At 27.6% G+C, this 16,058-nt stretch carries 30 protein-coding genes and 1 pseudogene; 11 read left to right on the top strand and 20 right to left on the bottom strand.

What is annotated here, in order from left to right; genetic code table 4:
- Window positions 1–75 precede the first annotated feature (75 nt).
- The 9 genes from EXC38_RS03360 to EXC38_RS03320 all read right to left on the bottom strand — a co-directional run bounded on the left by EXC38_RS03360 (window position 76) and on the right by EXC38_RS03320 (window position 3,653).
- Window positions 76–375 carry a type I restriction enzyme subunit R domain-containing protein gene (locus EXC38_RS03360; protein ID WP_416389273.1) on the bottom strand — a complete coding sequence of 100 codons (300 nt, stop codon included), beginning with the start codon at window positions 373–375 and terminating at the stop codon, window positions 76–78.
- A gap of 35 nt (window positions 376–410) precedes the next feature.
- Window positions 411–614: a hypothetical protein gene (locus tag EXC38_RS03355; protein ID WP_129694824.1), complete on the bottom strand. Its 204-nt coding sequence runs from the start codon at window positions 612–614 to the stop codon at window positions 411–413.
- A gap of 205 nt (window positions 615–819) precedes the next feature.
- Window positions 820–1,482 (bottom strand): DEAD/DEAH box helicase family protein, encoded by a 663-nt coding sequence (locus EXC38_RS03350; RefSeq protein ID WP_129694823.1) that lies wholly within the window; start codon window positions 1,480–1,482, stop codon window positions 820–822.
- Between the two features lie 49 nt (window positions 1,483–1,531).
- Window positions 1,532–1,717: a hypothetical protein gene (locus EXC38_RS03345; RefSeq protein WP_129694822.1), complete on the bottom strand. Its 186-nt coding sequence runs from the start codon at window positions 1,715–1,717 to the stop codon at window positions 1,532–1,534.
- Complete coding sequence (locus tag EXC38_RS03690; RefSeq protein ID WP_416389272.1) at window positions 1,680–1,976, bottom strand: type I restriction endonuclease; 297 nt, start codon at window positions 1,974–1,976, stop codon at window positions 1,680–1,682. Before EXC38_RS03690 ends, EXC38_RS03345 begins: the two co-directional genes overlap by 38 nt.
- Before the next feature lie 44 nt (window positions 1,977–2,020).
- On the bottom strand, window positions 2,021–2,278 hold the full coding sequence (locus tag EXC38_RS03335; RefSeq protein WP_129694821.1) for a hypothetical protein: 258 nt from the start codon (window positions 2,276–2,278) through the stop codon (window positions 2,021–2,023).
- A gap of 12 nt (window positions 2,279–2,290) precedes the next feature.
- The gene (locus EXC38_RS03500; protein WP_223213810.1) at window positions 2,291–2,470 is read right to left on the bottom strand and encodes a winged helix-turn-helix transcriptional regulator; all 180 of its coding nucleotides are present in this window, start codon (window positions 2,468–2,470) and stop codon (window positions 2,291–2,293) included.
- A gap of 59 nt (window positions 2,471–2,529) precedes the next feature.
- Window positions 2,530–3,042 (bottom strand): ATP-binding protein, encoded by a 513-nt coding sequence (locus tag EXC38_RS03325; protein ID WP_129694819.1) that lies wholly within the window; start codon window positions 3,040–3,042, stop codon window positions 2,530–2,532.
- A complete protein-coding gene (locus EXC38_RS03320) occupies window positions 3,012–3,653 on the bottom strand; it encodes an AlbA family DNA-binding domain-containing protein (protein ID WP_129694818.1) in 642 nt (213 codons plus the stop codon). The genes EXC38_RS03325 and EXC38_RS03320 overlap by 31 nt, the downstream gene beginning before the upstream one ends.
- A 183-nt stretch (window positions 3,654–3,836) precedes the next feature.
- Here EXC38_RS03320 and EXC38_RS03315 point away from each other — a divergent pair, with 183 nt between their 5' ends.
- From EXC38_RS03315 to EXC38_RS03300, 4 genes are all read left to right on the top strand, one after another.
- On the top strand, window positions 3,837–4,400 hold the full coding sequence (locus EXC38_RS03315; protein ID WP_129694817.1) for a restriction endonuclease subunit S: 564 nt from the start codon (window positions 3,837–3,839) through the stop codon (window positions 4,398–4,400).
- Between the two features lie 127 nt (window positions 4,401–4,527).
- Window positions 4,528–4,827, top strand: a complete 300-nt coding sequence (locus tag EXC38_RS03310; RefSeq protein ID WP_129694816.1) for a restriction endonuclease subunit S domain-containing protein — start codon at window positions 4,528–4,530, stop codon at window positions 4,825–4,827.
- A 232-nt stretch (window positions 4,828–5,059) separates the two neighbouring features.
- Entirely contained in the window at window positions 5,060–5,656 is a 597-nt protein-coding gene (locus EXC38_RS03305; protein ID WP_129694815.1) for a restriction endonuclease subunit S, read from the top strand.
- A 36-nt stretch (window positions 5,657–5,692) separates the two neighbouring features.
- Complete coding sequence (locus EXC38_RS03300; RefSeq protein WP_129694528.1) at window positions 5,693–6,493, top strand: tyrosine-type recombinase/integrase; 801 nt, start codon at window positions 5,693–5,695, stop codon at window positions 6,491–6,493.
- Here the strand turns inward: EXC38_RS03300 and EXC38_RS03295 are convergent, their stop codons facing one another.
- Window positions 6,494–7,576: a restriction endonuclease subunit S gene (locus EXC38_RS03295; RefSeq protein ID WP_129694814.1), complete on the bottom strand. Its 1,083-nt coding sequence runs from the start codon at window positions 7,574–7,576 to the stop codon at window positions 6,494–6,496.
- Window positions 7,577–7,582: 6 nt separating this feature from the next.
- Here EXC38_RS03295 and EXC38_RS03290 point away from each other — a divergent pair, with 6 nt between their 5' ends.
- Window positions 7,583–8,095: a restriction endonuclease subunit S gene (locus EXC38_RS03290; RefSeq protein ID WP_129694813.1), complete on the top strand. Its 513-nt coding sequence runs from the start codon at window positions 7,583–7,585 to the stop codon at window positions 8,093–8,095.
- Here the strand turns inward: EXC38_RS03290 and EXC38_RS03285 are convergent.
- Together EXC38_RS03285 and EXC38_RS03280 are read right to left on the bottom strand one after the other, a co-directional pair.
- The gene (locus EXC38_RS03285) at window positions 8,075–9,553 is read right to left on the bottom strand and encodes a type I restriction-modification system subunit M (RefSeq protein ID WP_165056847.1); all 1,479 of its coding nucleotides are present in this window, start codon (window positions 9,551–9,553) and stop codon (window positions 8,075–8,077) included. The genes EXC38_RS03290 and EXC38_RS03285 overlap by 21 nt on opposite strands.
- A gap of 15 nt (window positions 9,554–9,568) precedes the next feature.
- Entirely contained in the window at window positions 9,569–9,775 is a 207-nt protein-coding gene (locus EXC38_RS03280; RefSeq protein WP_129694524.1) for a helix-turn-helix domain-containing protein, read from the bottom strand.
- Between the two features lie 195 nt (window positions 9,776–9,970).
- On the opposite strand from EXC38_RS03280, the gene EXC38_RS03275 reads away from it, so the two are divergent.
- A complete protein-coding gene (locus EXC38_RS03275) occupies window positions 9,971–10,648 on the top strand; it encodes an IS30 family transposase (RefSeq protein WP_129694523.1) in 678 nt (225 codons plus the stop codon).
- 39 nt (window positions 10,649–10,687) lie between these two features.
- Here EXC38_RS03275 and EXC38_RS03270 read toward each other — a convergent pair whose 3' ends face one another.
- From EXC38_RS03270 to EXC38_RS03245, 6 genes and pseudogenes are all read right to left on the bottom strand, one after another.
- Window positions 10,688–11,062 carry a hypothetical protein gene (locus EXC38_RS03270; protein WP_129694812.1) on the bottom strand — a complete coding sequence of 125 codons (375 nt, stop codon included), beginning with the start codon at window positions 11,060–11,062 and terminating at the stop codon, window positions 10,688–10,690.
- Window positions 11,063–11,102: 40 nt separating this feature from the next.
- Window positions 11,103–11,417, bottom strand: a pseudogene (locus EXC38_RS03265) (DUF4238 domain-containing protein); the annotation flags it as partial.
- Between the two features lie 38 nt (window positions 11,418–11,455).
- Window positions 11,456–11,977 (bottom strand): cyclophilin-like fold protein, encoded by a 522-nt coding sequence (locus tag EXC38_RS03260; protein WP_223213808.1) that lies wholly within the window; start codon window positions 11,975–11,977, stop codon window positions 11,456–11,458.
- Window positions 11,978–12,298, bottom strand: a complete 321-nt coding sequence (locus EXC38_RS03255; protein WP_165056846.1) for an ATP-binding domain-containing protein — start codon at window positions 12,296–12,298, stop codon at window positions 11,978–11,980.
- Window positions 12,299–12,441: 143 nt separating this feature from the next.
- Window positions 12,442–13,584, bottom strand: coding sequence for a DEAD/DEAH box helicase family protein (locus EXC38_RS03250; protein ID WP_129694809.1), 1,143 nt, complete (start codon window positions 13,582–13,584; stop codon window positions 12,442–12,444).
- Window positions 13,574–13,774, bottom strand: a complete 201-nt coding sequence (locus tag EXC38_RS03245) for a nuclease-related domain-containing protein (RefSeq protein ID WP_129694808.1) — start codon at window positions 13,772–13,774, stop codon at window positions 13,574–13,576. The genes EXC38_RS03250 and EXC38_RS03245 overlap by 11 nt, the downstream gene beginning before the upstream one ends.
- A gap of 66 nt (window positions 13,775–13,840) precedes the next feature.
- Between EXC38_RS03245 and EXC38_RS03240 the strand changes: the two genes are divergently transcribed.
- The 5 genes from EXC38_RS03240 (at window position 13,841) to EXC38_RS03225 (ending at window position 15,200) form a co-directional block, all read left to right on the top strand.
- Window positions 13,841–14,137, top strand: coding sequence for a transposase (locus EXC38_RS03240; RefSeq protein WP_129694807.1), 297 nt, complete (start codon window positions 13,841–13,843; stop codon window positions 14,135–14,137).
- A gap of 6 nt (window positions 14,138–14,143) precedes the next feature.
- The gene (locus EXC38_RS03235) at window positions 14,144–14,374 is read left to right on the top strand and encodes a hypothetical protein (RefSeq protein WP_129694806.1); all 231 of its coding nucleotides are present in this window, start codon (window positions 14,144–14,146) and stop codon (window positions 14,372–14,374) included.
- Between the two features lie 160 nt (window positions 14,375–14,534).
- A complete protein-coding gene (locus EXC38_RS03685; RefSeq protein ID WP_129694826.1) occupies window positions 14,535–14,825 on the top strand; it encodes a transposase in 291 nt (96 codons plus the stop codon).
- Window positions 14,749–14,919, top strand: a complete 171-nt coding sequence (locus EXC38_RS03680) for a DDE-type integrase/transposase/recombinase (protein ID WP_416389271.1) — start codon at window positions 14,749–14,751, stop codon at window positions 14,917–14,919. Before EXC38_RS03685 ends, EXC38_RS03680 begins: the two co-directional genes overlap by 77 nt.
- Window positions 14,920–14,960: 41 nt before the next feature.
- Complete coding sequence (locus tag EXC38_RS03225) at window positions 14,961–15,200, top strand: IS3 family transposase (protein WP_129694805.1); 240 nt, start codon at window positions 14,961–14,963, stop codon at window positions 15,198–15,200.
- 67 nt (window positions 15,201–15,267) lie between these two features.
- Here EXC38_RS03225 and EXC38_RS03220 read toward each other — a convergent pair whose 3' ends face one another.
- Both EXC38_RS03220 and EXC38_RS03495 read right to left on the bottom strand, forming a co-directional pair.
- Window positions 15,268–15,465, bottom strand: coding sequence for a hypothetical protein (locus tag EXC38_RS03220; RefSeq protein WP_129694804.1), 198 nt, complete (start codon window positions 15,463–15,465; stop codon window positions 15,268–15,270).
- 256 nt (window positions 15,466–15,721) lie between these two features.
- The coding region (locus tag EXC38_RS03495; protein WP_165056861.1) for a DUF1998 domain-containing protein at window positions 15,722–16,058 on the bottom strand (337 nt) is incomplete at its 5' end.

Genomic DNA, 16,058 nt, shown 5'->3' with positions numbered 1-16,058 from the left:
AAATGAATTGAGCACCTCTTGAATTGCCGTAAATCTTTTAATGAATCTTTACTATAGAATTTAGATTTTTCAATCTTATAGAACCATTCGTTCAAGATACTTAATTTTTCTTTTAAAATAGTGTAAATTTCTTTTCTTGATATCTTGAACATTAGTTTCTCTATCTCTATCAGTATATTCAGTTAACGCATTTTCCAATGCTTCATTTAAGCCGATATAATCAACAATTAAACCATAATATTTACCTGGATATACACGATTTACACGAGCAATAGCTTGCATAAGATTATATGATTTTAATCTCTTAATAAAATACATACAATCTAAATCTGGTACGTCAAAACCAGTAAGTCACATATCAACTACAATTGCAATTTTGTATTTTGATGTATCTTTCTTGAATTCTTCACCTAATTCTTTTCTATAATCGCTATTACCAAATAATTTCTTTGTTCTTCAGTATCTTTATTAGATTCAGTAACAACTAAAATTACTTGTTCTTTTAAATCGGGTCTTAATTCTTCAGTTATCTTTTTATATAATTTAGCAGCTGCAATTCTTGTTTGACATACAATCATTGCTTTGCCATTTAAGAAATCCTTTTCTTTCCTCATAATGAGCTAAGATATCCTTTGCAAAAAGTTCAATCATATCATCACCTTCTAATATGACTTTAATTTTAGACATTTCAGCCTTAGAACGTTCTATAGAATTCTTATCAGCTTTTTCGTTTTTTTCAATATCAGTATAATATTCATCAATTTGTTTTAATATCTCTCATTAGTCCATACTTTGGCTAAGCGTGATTCATAATATAATTTAACTGTTGAACCATCAATAACTGATTGAGTCATATCGTAAAAACATCGATAATATCACCAAAAATATCAGTTGTTTGTTTATCTTTTGTAGATACTGGTGTTCCAGAAAACCAATAAATGTTGCATTAGGAAGAGCATCTCTTATATATTTTTCAACACCATATTTAAATACTGCTTCCATTTCTTCGGTTTCAGCATTCTTTTCATAATGAACTGTTTCATAAATGCCATAATGCCCTCTATGAGCTTCATCAGTCATGACAATAATGTTATTTCTTTCATTCTTTGGTAGATTTTCTTTATCAAATTTACCAACGGTTGTAAGAATAATACCACCTTGTTTTATAGTAGATAATTTCTTAACTAAATCTTCTCTTGATGTAGCAATTGCAGCTTCACACTTTAAATAATTTCTTGCACTATAAAATGTTTTATATAATTGATCGTCTAAGTCAATTCTATCTGTTAGCATTACAATTGTAGGAACATTTAATGATTTTTCTAACAATAATCTATGAGCTAACATAACCATTGAAAATGATTTACCACTACCTTGTGTATGCCATATAATACCAGCTTTACCATTACCATTTGGTTTAACAGTTTTGATAATAGAATCTAGCGCTTTATTAACACCAAAAATTTGATGATATTGAGCCATTATCTTAACTGGTTTCTCATTTTTATCAATAATGAAGAAAATGTTGTTTTTAATGAAATCAATTAGCCGTTTTTTCTCAAATAAACCATCAAATAAAAATATTCAATTTGGTTACACAAGAATCATCGTATCCTTTTTCACCTTCAACACTTTTCCATTCGTTATATCTATCAATCTTAGATGTTAATGTACCAACTTTAGTATAAACACCATCAGATATAACTAAAAAAAGCATTATAATTGAATAATGTCGGAATATCATATCTATATCCATCATGTTCCGAATTAGATCCGAGTTGTGAATATGCATGTTCTAATGTCGCATTAGTAGCATCTTCATCAAATGATTTTAATTCCATTACAATTAAAGGTAATCCATTGATATACACAATTACATCAGGTATTCTTGTATTTTTACCTTCTTTAAATTTAACTTGATGGCAAACTTGAAATACATTATTTTCAGGATTATTAAAATCAATAAATTTAATTAATGGATTGACTTGATAATCTTTAGATTCTATTGTAATTCCATCAATTAAAATCTTATGAAATCAAAATTGCGTTCAAATAAAGATGGATTTTCTAATCTTTTTATAGCATTAATAGCATCTTCAATGATATTCATATCAGATATCTTATTAATCTTAATAAGGCATTCTTTTAATAAATCTTCATTAATGAATTCATCTAATGTACGATTTAATATCCAATTATCATTTTCATCTATCAATTCATATCCTTTATTTTGAAGTAAGGATATTATAGTCTCTTCAATCACACTTTCATATACCATAATTTCACCACCTTAATCTATAACTTCCCAATAACCTGAAACTTTATTTCCAATTCTTACAATTTTTTTAGCTTCTTTTAATCTATCTAATGATCTTTGTACTGTTCTAGCCGTCTTACCAACTTTTTGGGCTATTTCTTCTCTTGTATAAACCGGATTTTCTTTCAATAAGAGTATAACTTCACTATCTAATTCATTGACTCTTTTAGGAATTTCTTTAGTGACATCACTAGTGACATCCTTGGTGACATTTAGAGTGACATTGTTTCTATAGAAACTAAATCTAAATCCAAATTCATTGTATAGTATTCGTATTTAACATTATTGGCAGCACATAGTTCTAATACTTTTCTTATTCCGCTTCCTTGAACTTCAACATTCTTAGAGCGATATAAAACATCTAATATCTTCCTGTTTCTAGGCATTGATTGAATTCTACGTTCAGCAAAATCTTCTGGTTTATAATTAATTGGAAACTCACCAGGATTATAAATATCAATCATCGTTGGAGTTATATCAATTTCATGTTCTGTAATTGAACGATAATTAGCATGAGCAAATGCATTGACAACAATTTCTCTTACAGCATCAACTGGTACTTCTGGTATTTCGATTCTTGATGTACTTTTACCATCAAATTCAACTCTCCAGTTCATATGTTGATTAATATATACTGTTGCGATATCTATCAAATTATAAATATTATCATGAACCCTATTAATATCTAAAAAATTTATTCTTTGGTCTGTAGCATAAACAGCCATTTTAAAACAGTTGGTTCCTTTGATGAGAATAGGAAATAGCCAGCATTTGTTAACTTGTCATCAACCATCAATCCCAACATTCTTAATAACTCTTTTTCATCATATTCTTCGAGAGGTTCTAACCTTCCGCAATTGACTGCTCTTGCATAAAAACTCTTTAATGCTTTAGAATCTACATCTTCAATCTCAAATGTAGTTATATTATTTTCCCAAATAGATGAATAATCTGTATCAAGCATCATATGTTTTAATTCATCAGGTGTCATGCCCTCAGCTCTATCATGAACTCTCTTATAATATCTGCCATAAGATGAATATGGCCTTTCAGTTCCAGCAAACTCAACTTTAATAACACTTAAGCCATCTAGCATCTCCTCTTTAATTGAAGGATAAATCATTGGTTTAATTGCAGTTTTAATATGTGTTGCTACATCATCTAATGAACTATCACTTACTATTTGTCCACATACATCTCCATTTGGTTTGACTCCAAAATATAGAACGCCTTTACCATGCTTATTTAAAATGGCACAAATATCATCCATTGCGTCCCTAAGTTCACCTGTTGTTTTTTTAAATTCCAATGTTTCGTTTTCTTTTCCTAAATTCATATGGACATATCCTATCAATTAAATAAAAAATATTATATCATAAATAATTTAAAATGTCACTAGTTTTGTCACTAATTATGTCACTAGTTTTGTCATTGTTTATAATTTCATAGTTAACACTATAGGAACAATAGATGATTTGATTGAAAAAAAACAAATTGAGTATAACAAAAACTTAAATATTTATTATTCTTACTTGACAAAAGTGAATCTGATAAAACAAATACCTTTGGTTATGTTTTTAAATCTTTTAATGGTGGAACATTTGAAAGCAAATATTATGTTACAAATTCAAATAAAAAACTTATAACTATTAAAAATATTGATGATAGCGGTTTTAACACTAATAATGTTTCACAACTTTCAGAAGAAAAAGCAGATAATAAATATCTATTATCAATCGGCGATATTGTTTTAACTATGACTGGAAACATAGGGCGTTCAGGGATAGTCGATGAAAATAATTGTTATTTAAATCAGAGAGTACTTAAAATAACATCGGATTCTTCTAGCTATCTTTTTGCGTATCTACATAAATATAAAAAAGAAATTATTCAGTTAGGCAAAGGAACCGCTCAACTCAATTTATCATTAGATGATTTAAAAGAATTGAAAGTTTTTAATTCCTATAATGAAATTACATCCTTTAAAAAATATGATTGTCTATACAGTTCTTTATTAAATTGTAAATTGGTAATCAAAAAAGCTAAGCAAATTAAACAATTATTACTATCAAAATATTTCTAGCTAATTAACACTATAGGAACAATAGATGATTTAATTGAATTTAACAATAAATTACAGATAAATTGCATACTTTTTCAGATTTAATTTATCAAAATTATCTAATAACACCGGATAACACGTCATTGTTATGTTAGGTAATTGTTGTGAAATAAAAACAGGTAAATTAAATGTTGAAGCCTCAAGTATTAATGGCAAATATCCATTTTTCACATGTGGCAAGGATGGACTACTTATTGATGACTATGCATTTGACTGTAAAGCTATAATTGTTGCAGGAAATGGTGAGATATCTTGTAAATACTATGAAGGTAAATTAATGCTTATCAAAGGACATATGTTCTATCACCAACAAATACTTCTATTATTTCAAAAGGCATGTGAGTTTGGAATAAATGATTTAATCATTATTCTCAAGGTTCAGTTATAAAGTTCATTACTAAAGGAGTGCTTGAAGTAATTTCAATTCCTCTAAACAATGAAACTATAACAACAAATCAAAAACTCGCTTCGCTTTATGATTTAATGTTCAAATATAAGAAAATGAATAATAAATTAAAGCAAATAAAGCAAAATTTGTTATCAAAATATTTCTAGCTAATTAACACTATAGGAAGTGTCGATGATTTACTTGAAAATTATCAGTCAAGAATCAACAAAATATGCGAAATATTGGATATTTCATTAAAAAATATCCTGATAAAACGACATTTGAATATCACAATCCAAACATAATTAAATCAGGAATAACTTTATTTGACAAAACTAAGGTGTATGTGGATACTTCTACCATAGAAGGTATCAACAACATTTCTGAAGGTGAAATTATTAGTTATAACAAGAGACCTTCTAGAGCAAATATGCAACCAGTAAAAAATAGTGTATGATTTGCTAAAATGAAAGGCTCTAATAAAAAACTAATAATTACTAATAATGACATTGATTTAATTGACAATTATATATTATCAACAGGATTCTTAGGATTAGAAGCATCTAAAAAACTTCCTTTAACTTTTCTTTCTGCTATTATAATTTCAAATGATTTTAATCTTCAGCGTGATTTAAATTCAGTTGGAACAACAATGGCTGGTGTTAATAATGATACTTTCATTAAAATATTAGTGCCTTTATTAGATGATAATGAACTAAATGATTATGAATTAAAATATCATTATTATATCGATGAATTATCATTATTAAGAAGAAAAATAAACAAACTAAAAGAAATAAAATCTCAATTATTAGATAAATACTTTTAGTATGTGATATACCTTCAAATAATTAGGAGGTATCATATGAAAGATTTTAAAAATTTCTTACTTCATCAAAATTTATCTAAAAATACAATTGATGCATATGAAACAGCTGTAGAAATGTATAATAGAGATTTTGATGAAATCACAAAACAAAATTTATTAGCCTTTAAAGCTGTCTTGGTTGACAAATATAAAGGTAAAACAGTTAATTTAAGAATTCAAGGTATAAATAAATATCTTGAATTTATCGGTAAAGATAAGTTGAAACTAAAATATATCAAAGTTCAACAAAAAAGTTATCTTGAAAATGTAATAAGTGACGCTGATTATGAATTTTTCAAGAATAAACTTATTAAAGATGGCAATCTTGAATGGTATTTCGTTGCACGATTCTTGGGCGCAACTGGAGCTCGTGTATCAGAATTAATTCAATTTAAATACGAACATCTAAAACGTGGATATATCGATTTATATACTAAATCAGGTAAAATACGAAGGATATTCATACCAAAAAGGCTTCGTATAAAAGCAATAGAATATTATGATTCTATTGGAAGAATCGAAGGCTATCTATTTTTAAATAAAAATGGTAAACAAATAACTACAAGAGGGATTGCTCACCAATTAAAGGCACTTGGTGAAAAATTAAAAATGAATCTAAAAGTCATTTATCCCCATTCTTTTAGGCATAGATTCGCAAAAAACTTTCTAGAAAAAAGAAAAGATATAGCCTTGTTGGCTGATTTAATGGGCCATGAGTCCATTGAAACAACAAGGATATATCTTCGTAAAACCAGTGAAGAGCAACAAGCTATTGTTGATAAAATAATAGATTGGTAATTAAAAATATTTATTAAGGAGATTGGATTTTATATTTTTCAAATATTCAATCTTCTTTTTATTTTGTAATAATAATTTAAATAATGAGTTCAAATACATTTTATCTTCTAGTCCAATGTCAGCATATTGTAAATGTTGAATTGATTTAGAAGCATGTAATATTGTAGTGCCTTGTGAATGATCAGCTATAATTTTCTGATTCAAATCACTATTTATTCCAAAATAAACCAATCCTTTATTAATATCATTACATTTAAGATTATAAATACCAGATGAATAAGCACCAACTAGTCCAATATTATTTCTTCCTGGCGCACCATCAAATGCACATAATATATCATCGAATTTAGAAATAACTAGTTCGTTATCTAATTTAACATGGGTAGTACCGATGGCATTTAAATCGCCCACTCTTAAATAATTAATCATATTATCTTTCTTAATATCGCTATAATTCGATGAACCAACTTCGCATCCTTTAGAGAATTCGACTATTTCAGAAAGATTTTTAGTTTGAATATTATTTAATTTATTGATTTTTATTAGACCAATTTGAATGATTTTTTCGTTTTGTTTTACCAAATTTTCAAGTAAATCATCGACACTTCCTATAGTGTTAACTATGTGTTGTTGTTCGGCAAGTGTTGGAAGATTTATTTCTACATTTTCAAGATTATCTTTTGATAATTCTTTGAATGTTGCCCCACTAGATATTTGCTGCAAATAGTTTATTTTAGTGGATAACCAATAAAACATATATAAATTATTTATATATTGTGAATTGCATATTATAGATTTAAAACCCTGATTCGTACACATTTCTTTGTTGGCAATAGCTAAATAGCCTATAGGTGCTCTTGATGATAACAAGATTGTTCCGATTGGTAACATTTTTGTAGAGCAACTTTTATACCCTTCTTCTGTAATAAAAGAATGACCGCTATTTATATAGCGATTATGAAAATCTGTTAAATCTTTTGGCGTAATCCAAGGAATACTTCCATCCCAATATAAAGGATTACTAGTTGAAGGTGTAGCACCATTTATAATTTCAGAAATCTCTTTTATTTTAAATGTTCTCATATAGTTATGAACTATCAAAAAATTAAAAATTTATCAAATCCAAATAAAGGTGTTTATGGCATTGGAGCATCATCATGTGATTATAATTCAAAATATCCACAATATCTAAGAATTACAGATATTGATGATAACGGATATGCACCTTACACATTGGAAACATGCATTAATCCAAATCTTTATAAAAATTGGAATAAATATGTTTTGAATAAAAATGATATAGTATTTGCAAGAACTGGCAATAGTACTGGCAGAAATTTTTTTTGTAAAAATATAAAGCCAAATACTGTGTTTGCCGGATTCTTAATAAAATTCTCTATTGATCCCACTTTGATTAATCCTCAATATTTGGGATACTACTGTCAAAGCAAATCTTATTGGAACCAAGTTTCGTCTTTATTCACTGGAAGCACTCGTAATAATATCAATGCAGAGCAATATGGGGATTTATTAATTCCGGTTGTTGATTATGCCCTACAACAACACATAGTTAACACTATACTATTTCATTTCTTCTTCTAAAATCTCTTTAATTTTTTCTTCTAGTTCCTTACCCTCCTTCATTAATTCAAATAATTCAGCAGATGCTTTTCTTAATTCCTCTTGAATTTCTTCAGGAGATAATTTATTTGATTCATCTGCTCCTACATATCTTCCCGGATTTAAAGAATAATCTTTTGATTTAATTTCTTCTAAATCTGCTTTTTTGCAAAATGCAGGTATATCTTTAAGACTGTTATTTTTAAAGTCTTTATAGGCTTTTACAATTTTATTAATATCAGCTTCTTCTAATACTCGTATCTTTTTTGATATAAGCTTACCCATCGAATCAGCATTAATAAATAATACATCAGTGTTAGTCTTTTCCTTATTTAAAACCCAACATTGAACAGAAAGTCTAACATTAGCAAATAATTTATTAGGTAATGCTAAAATTGCTTCAACTTTACCTTGTTCTATCATTGCTTTTCTTATTTTGTAATCATCAGCTGTATTTGATGTAGTTGCACCATTGGGCATAAGAATAGCTGCTTTACCACGTGGTGCTAATTTAGCATACATTAATGATAACCATGCATAGTTACCATTTTTTTCATTTGGTTTACCAAATACTCATCTCGGGTCTCCGGCTAATGATGGTTTCCAATATTCTTTTAGGTTATATGGTGGATTGGCAATTATAAAATCTGCTCTTAATGTTTTATGTAAGTCATCAGTAAATGAATTGCCATTCCTTTCACCAAGATTTCCTTCAAGACCACGAATAGCTAAATTCATCTTAGCCATCTTCCACGTTCCAGGATTTGATTCTTGACCGAATATAGAAATATTATCAACTTGTCCTTGATGTTCTTTTACGAATTTAGAACATTGAACGAACATACCACCAGAACCACAACATGGGTCATATACTCTACCTCTATATGGTTCTAGAATATCTACCATTAATTCAACTACTGATTTAGGTGTAAAGAATTCTCCGCCTTTTGTAGGAATATATTTAGCAAATTCTCCTACATAATATTCATAAACTTGGCCGAAGAAATCTCCATCAACCCCTTCCATATTTAAATTATTAGTAAAGAAATCAACTAATTCACCTAACGCTGTTTTATCTAAATCGCTCTTAGAATAAGTCTTAGGTAAAATACCTTTTAATTGATTATTATTTTTTTCAAGTTCAATAAAAGCATTATCGATAATTTGACCTAAGCCATCTTGTTTAGAATGTGATGCTACATGACTCCATAATGCATTCTTGGGAACGATAAAAACATGGTCAGAGATATAATAATCTTCATCATCTTCTCTGCCATCTCCAACTTTCTTTAATTCATTATATTTAGCAACATATTTATCACTAACATATTTTAAGAAAACTAGTCCTAATACTACATTTTTATAATCTGCAGGATCAACTTTATCTCTTAGTTTTTCCGCTGCTTTCCATAATATATCTTCCTTAATTATTTGTGACATAGTTAACATTATCTCCTATTCTTCTATTACTTTAATATCAAATTCTTTAAATAATTCTTTAAGTTTTACTTTAGCAAGTTTAGTTGGCTCATATTTTCCATTTTCTCATCTATTAACTGACTGAAAAGACACACCAAGTTTAGATGCAAGTTTTTCTTGGGATATATTCATTCTAGCTCTAAGTAAAACTATCATTTCAGGATAATTTACTTTCTCTTTCATAAACGTTACCCACCTTTTACATTATATAACGAATTATACCACTTTTTCGTCTATAAATCTATTATATTAAGAAAATTTAAAAATTAAAAATATGGCGTTCCAGTATACGTAAGTAATCTGGCGCCATATTTTTTGTCCTTTGTATAATATATATAACATCAAAAATCCATTACGAAAGGACACATTAATTATAATATGAACAGTAAAATAATTAATAATTCTAAAAAAGTTTTTTGTATAAAGATATCAAAATTGATTCAAAATAAGTATAAATTTTTGCAAAAACGTTCAGTAGCAAATCTTATTAATGACTTCAAAAAATATGCTAAAGAAAATAATATTGAAATTGTAATACCATCTTTACAAGCTATTTATTATCTAATAAATAGTCATAAACTTATTGATTTTAAGATTTTTCCAATTAAGAAAACGATTACAGGTTTAAAAAGAAAGAAAAGAATGGCAAAACGCTCAAGAATTACCTTTGCTAAAAGTATTGAAGAAAGACCAGAATATATTAATAATAGAAGTGAATTTGGTCATTATGAAATTGATACTGTAATTCTTAATAAAAGATCAAAATATTGTTACTTAACCTTATTAGAAAGAAAAAGTCGAAAACTATTTATTAAAGTCATTCAAAGAAACTCCGATTCAATGGCAAATGGACTAAAAACCATTATTAAAGAAAACAAATTAAAAATTAAGAGTATAACAATGGACAACGGATCTGAAAATGTTAAATTAAATACTATTGATAAGAAAATTGATATTTACGTCTGCCATCCCTATTGCTCCTTTGAAAAAGGTTCTATTGAAAATTGTCATAAATTTATTAGACAATTTATATCAAAGGGGATTAAAAGAAAATAAGCCTTAATGACGAATTTGTTTTAAAAGTGCAAAACGAAATTAATTCTTTAAATCGTAATTATAGTTTTCAAACATTACGCTACAGCTAGCCATCAATTCACCATATTGATATTTACCACTCTTTATTTGCTTCAAAATATAAGACATTTTAGAAATATCAATGCCGCCAGTAATCATATGGAATCCTTCATATTCACTGCACATTCCGCAATCAGTCAAGATATATTCTTTATCTTTTGGAGTATCCCAAAATGCTATATAAGATTCTAAAAATGGCATAGCCCAAGCCAGCATTTCTCTTGTAGCTAGAGGGTTTAATGCAATATCTCTTATATTGTTGGTTTTAGCAAAAACCTTTAAAGTTCTTAAATACAATTCGTTATTGGAAAGATTTAAGTCCTTTGTCTTTTTCAAGAAAGAATATTCTCGATATACATTAATATAATGTTCAGCGTTATGTTCGAAGCTTTTTAAAAATACCACAAAATTGATCTTCAGATTGTGTTCTTACACTACAAATCAACATATATCGTTTCAAAGTTTCTAACTCTGTTCTTGTAAGAACGACATCTCCATCAACCAATATCTTATTGTTAAGAATGTTTGAAACTCGACTTTCAATATTAAAATTTACTAGCTTCTCAATCTCTTCATCATAAATGTCATCTTTATAAAAAACTTTGTGAGGTCTTTTACTTTCATCTATTCTACCAGTATGCACATCAAATACATTTATTGCGTTAGAAAAACGCCTAATAATGAATTGTGAAACATAATGATTTTCATTTTAAGACCTTCTTTCGTTCTTTATTCTAGACTTAGTGTAATAACAACATCTTCATCACCAAGTAAATCTATTAATTCACTTTTAGATAAATTGATGTGGCCTAATTTCGTATAAGACCAAGTATTAGAATCATAGAATAATACTATTTGATTTGATGAGTATAAAACTATATCTCCTGGATTAGTAGTAATTCTAGTATCAGCTGATGGTAATGTAGAACCAATTGAACCTACCTGCTCAAATCCACCATACTTACTCATATTTATAGTTAATCCATCTTTAGCAAGATTCTTAAAAGCTTTTACTGAATCATTATCAGCCCATATTACATCTACTTCTATGCCATCTATTTTTAATGTTAATTTTCATATTTTCAGTTTCATCTTCCTTAGTTGTTGATTATCATCTGATGGAGTAGTAATTGTTGTACTGGGCTCATCAGTAGCTGGTTGAGTTAGTGAATTATTATTCTTGTTACAGCTAACTAAACAAAAAATTGCAATAAAGCATGCAATAATGATGCTATCTTTAAACAATCTCATTTATTTTATTATTCCTTTCATAATTCCAATCAACTGTCTAGTTTTATCAGGATTTGGGAATGTTTCACTAAATCTTCTCTCAATAACTTCTTTAAAGTTAACATTATTTTTATTAATAAAAATGAATAACCTCTTTTTTGCACGCGAAGCTGCAACATAAAATGATTTATTATTTTCATCGAAAATGTCGTTATTTATATCTGTAATAATAACATCATCAGCCTCTAATCCCTTAAAAGTAGGACACGTAAAAACTTTTGTTTTCTTGCCATTCATTTTAACAGTATTAGTGCCAGAATCATTAATGATTACATCTTTCAAATTTGATACCTTCAATGAATCAGCGCGAGAAATAATTACTCTGTCATTACCTGTTTCTTAGATAATTTGTCGACAAGATTACCTATTTTTGTTTTTAATTCATCACCAGTATTATAGATATAAAAATTTGATGGTTCACCAGTCTAAGCCTTATCATATAAGACAGGCTTTAATTCAATTAGTGAATATGCTGTAGCAGCTATATTTTTTGTATTTCTACAATTTTTATATAAAGTCAATTTAGAATCAACATTTTGTATGTATGTAGGAAGCTTTTTAGAATTTACCAATTGGTTCTTATCATAGAAGATGAAGAAAGATGTATTTTTCTTATCATCAATAGGGTTTTCTCCATATTCATAAAATAATTCTAGTATCTTTGAATCATCAGCTCTTTCACGCCCGAAGTCTTGACCTTCGTCAACGATAATATGTTGATACTCGAATTTATCTTCTATTATTTCCGTTTCAAGAATATCTTTTAAATCATAATAGCTTAACGAATCTAAAGACGTTTTACATTTCTTACATCCAAATGCATCTAGAGTATAAAAATAAACATTCTTTAAATCACTTGAATAACATTTGTGTAACCACTCTCGAAGATTTTTGTTATAGCAAAGAAACAATACTTTTTCACCACTATTAGATAACCTTCTAGCTCTTTCAACAGCGACTAATGTCTTACCAGTTCCACTTGCGCCACTTATTGCTGCTGTCCTTTGGTGCCTCAAGAAATCAAGAATTACGAACTGCTCATCTAGTAATTCTATATAAGTTTGTTCATAATCTTTTTTTACATTTACAATAGCTTTAAATGTTGGGCATAATACTTTACTATATAAATTCATAGCATCAGAATAGGACAATGAATGTTTATAACCAGGACCATCTTCGATAAGTTCTTCTTCATATTTACATACAATATGAACTTTATCCATACGTTCCATCAAAGCTTTTACTTGTGAGATTGTTTCATCTTTATACAACAATGCCTCACGAGTCATTATTATTTCTTTTACCACATTTGGACCAAAATCCGTATTTTGTATTTCTTCTTTAGTATATTTTGGAAACCACACTGCTACCATGAATTTACAACTATTAATATTATCTTTGTATTCAGGATATGTTTTTCTTAACTTATTGAATAAATTATGTTGTCCAGAAAACGCCTGATCGAACGGATCTTTCATATTTATTTCTTTTACAGTTCCATTCTCATTTTTAACATACTTCCATTGTCCGTTTTCATTTCTAGAAACTCTAGCATTCTTACATTCCATAAAAAGGCACCCATAATTCGGGTTGAAAAATAAGAAAATCTATTTCATTTTCATTTAAGCCTTTATCTGGTATTAATTGAACTAATCTATACGAATGAAAGACATAGTAATCATTTGGCAATTTTTGAAGGGCCTCAAACATATCTTTTTCACCACTTTTTGGTTCAAAATAACCATCTGTCGGAATCATAATAGCCAAAATCTATAATGAACCCAAAAGTTAGACCAAGTAATTGGAAAAACTTTTGGGGTTTTTATGAAATTGAAGTTAGAAGATAAGATAAATATAATTAAACTAATAGAAGAAAATGAAACTAAAAAAAATATAATGAACTGTAATATATCAAAAAGTAGATTAAATACTATTTACTCTTTGTATAAAATTCATGGTTATCAAGGATTAGTTAGAAAACATAATAATAAATATTCATATGATTTTAAAATTCAAATTATTAAAGAAATTAAAAATGGTGAGCCAATGAATAAAATAGCTAATAAATTGAATATAAATGTTGGTTTAATTTATTCATGATTCAAAAATATTCAAATTTAGATTATAATGGTCTTAATAGAAAACAAGGAAGGCCTAAAAAATGAAAATTTGAAAGATAAAAATGATTTATGTGAAATGCAAATAAAGATCAAGGAACTTGAAGAGCGCAATTCTCAATTAGAAATGGAGAATGATTTACTAAAAAAATTGAGAGCCTTGGTTCTACAAAGGAAACAGCAACAAAAAAAAGAAAAAAGTAATTGTTGTGTATGAATCAAGGCACAAATATCAATTTAAAAGTATGTTAGTATTTTTCAAATTATCAAAATCAACATATTTTTATATTTTAAAATCTTTTAAGAAAATAGATAAAGATTCCCCAATTAAGGATTTAATTTTAGAAAATTTTCAAAAAAAATAAATCTCGATATGGGTATCGTAGAAATAACTTTAGAACTTAAAAAATAGAGGTTTTGTTGTAAATCACAAAAAAGTAAGGCGTTTAATGAATGAATTGAATATTTTTGGCATTAAACCAAAGGCTAAATATAAATCTTATAAAGGCAAAATAGGTAAAACCTGTAAAAATTTACTTTTAAATAAAATTATAGATAAGCAAAAAAACATAACCTTTTTTGAAAGAAATTTTAAAACAGAAAAAAGTAAACTAAATATGAAGCACTGATGTTTCTGAGTTTCATATTCCTTCAGGAAAACTTTACCTTTCGCCAATAATTGACGCACATAATAGAGAAATAATTTCTTATTCTGTTTCTAGGTCGCCTAATTTTAAACAAATTAAGGATATGTTAGATCGTGCTTTGAGAAACATAAAAATTTAGACGGTTTAATTTTTCATTCAGATCAAGGCTGACAATATCAGATGGAAGAATATCGAAACATTTTAAAACAAAAAAATATTTTACAAAGTATGTCTAGAAAAGGAAATTGCTATGATAATTGCATAATTGAAATTTTTTTTGGCACAATGAAAAACGAAATGTTCTACGGTCATGAATATGAGTTTAATTCATTAGATGAATTGGAACAAGCAATTCATAAATATATAAAGTACTATAATGAAAAAAAGAATAATTACAAAATTAAAAGGAATGACGCCTAAGAAGTATAGGTATCATTCCGTAAAAAGCAATTCGAATTAATTTTTTTAGTCCAACTTTTGGGGTTCACTATAATCACCTCAACAATTCTTTTACAAATTCTACATAATCAAAAGAATCTGTTAATAAATAGCAATCAAATTTATTTTGAGAATTCACTAAATTATCATATGATTTTTTATTTTCAATAGTAAACAACAGAATGTTTCTATCCTTCCAAGCAAAATCAGCATATTCAACTTGACTACCGTCATTAGGATTTAACACATAACCGTAACCATCTGAGTTTCTGCTCGCTTAATGCTTATTTCACTTATTAAACTAATTAAAGAGCTATTTGATTCACTTCCATCAAGTGTTCCACTATTTATAAATTCATTTATATCTACCATTGTAAAATCATATTGTGGATCTGATAATGCATAATTTTATTTTATTCTTGATATTACTAATTATTACTGACAAAGCATTCTTTGCTAAGCCCTTTTTATATGCTTATGCAAACGTTGATTATTATATGTTCTTAAACAGTTATAACAAGATGTATCTTCATCGCAACAGTTTTGAGATACTTTAGCAAGTGCATTTTTAATACTTCCATCAAAGACTTATCATCTTTTAATCTCTTAACATGACCTGCACCTCCAGCCATAGTATCAAATAATATAAATGAGTAAGGCTTTGCTAAATTTGTTTTATAAATCATGCCTCCAATATCATTTCGTTCAATGTTGTAAGTCATGCTAATTCCTTCAAGAAGAGCAAACAATACTGAAATTGCAGTGTCTTCATCAAACATTTCATTAACTTTATTGAATGAAATCTTTACGATATCAGTTCTGTAGGAATGCCCTAAATGT

Source organism: Mycoplasmopsis arginini, from assembly GCF_900660725.1.
GTDB lineage: Bacteria > Bacillota_I > Bacilli_A > Mycoplasmatales > Metamycoplasmataceae > Metamycoplasma > Metamycoplasma arginini.
The sequence above is the reverse complement of the archived record's forward strand: the minus strand, read 5'-3'. Positions and strand labels throughout refer to the sequence as shown.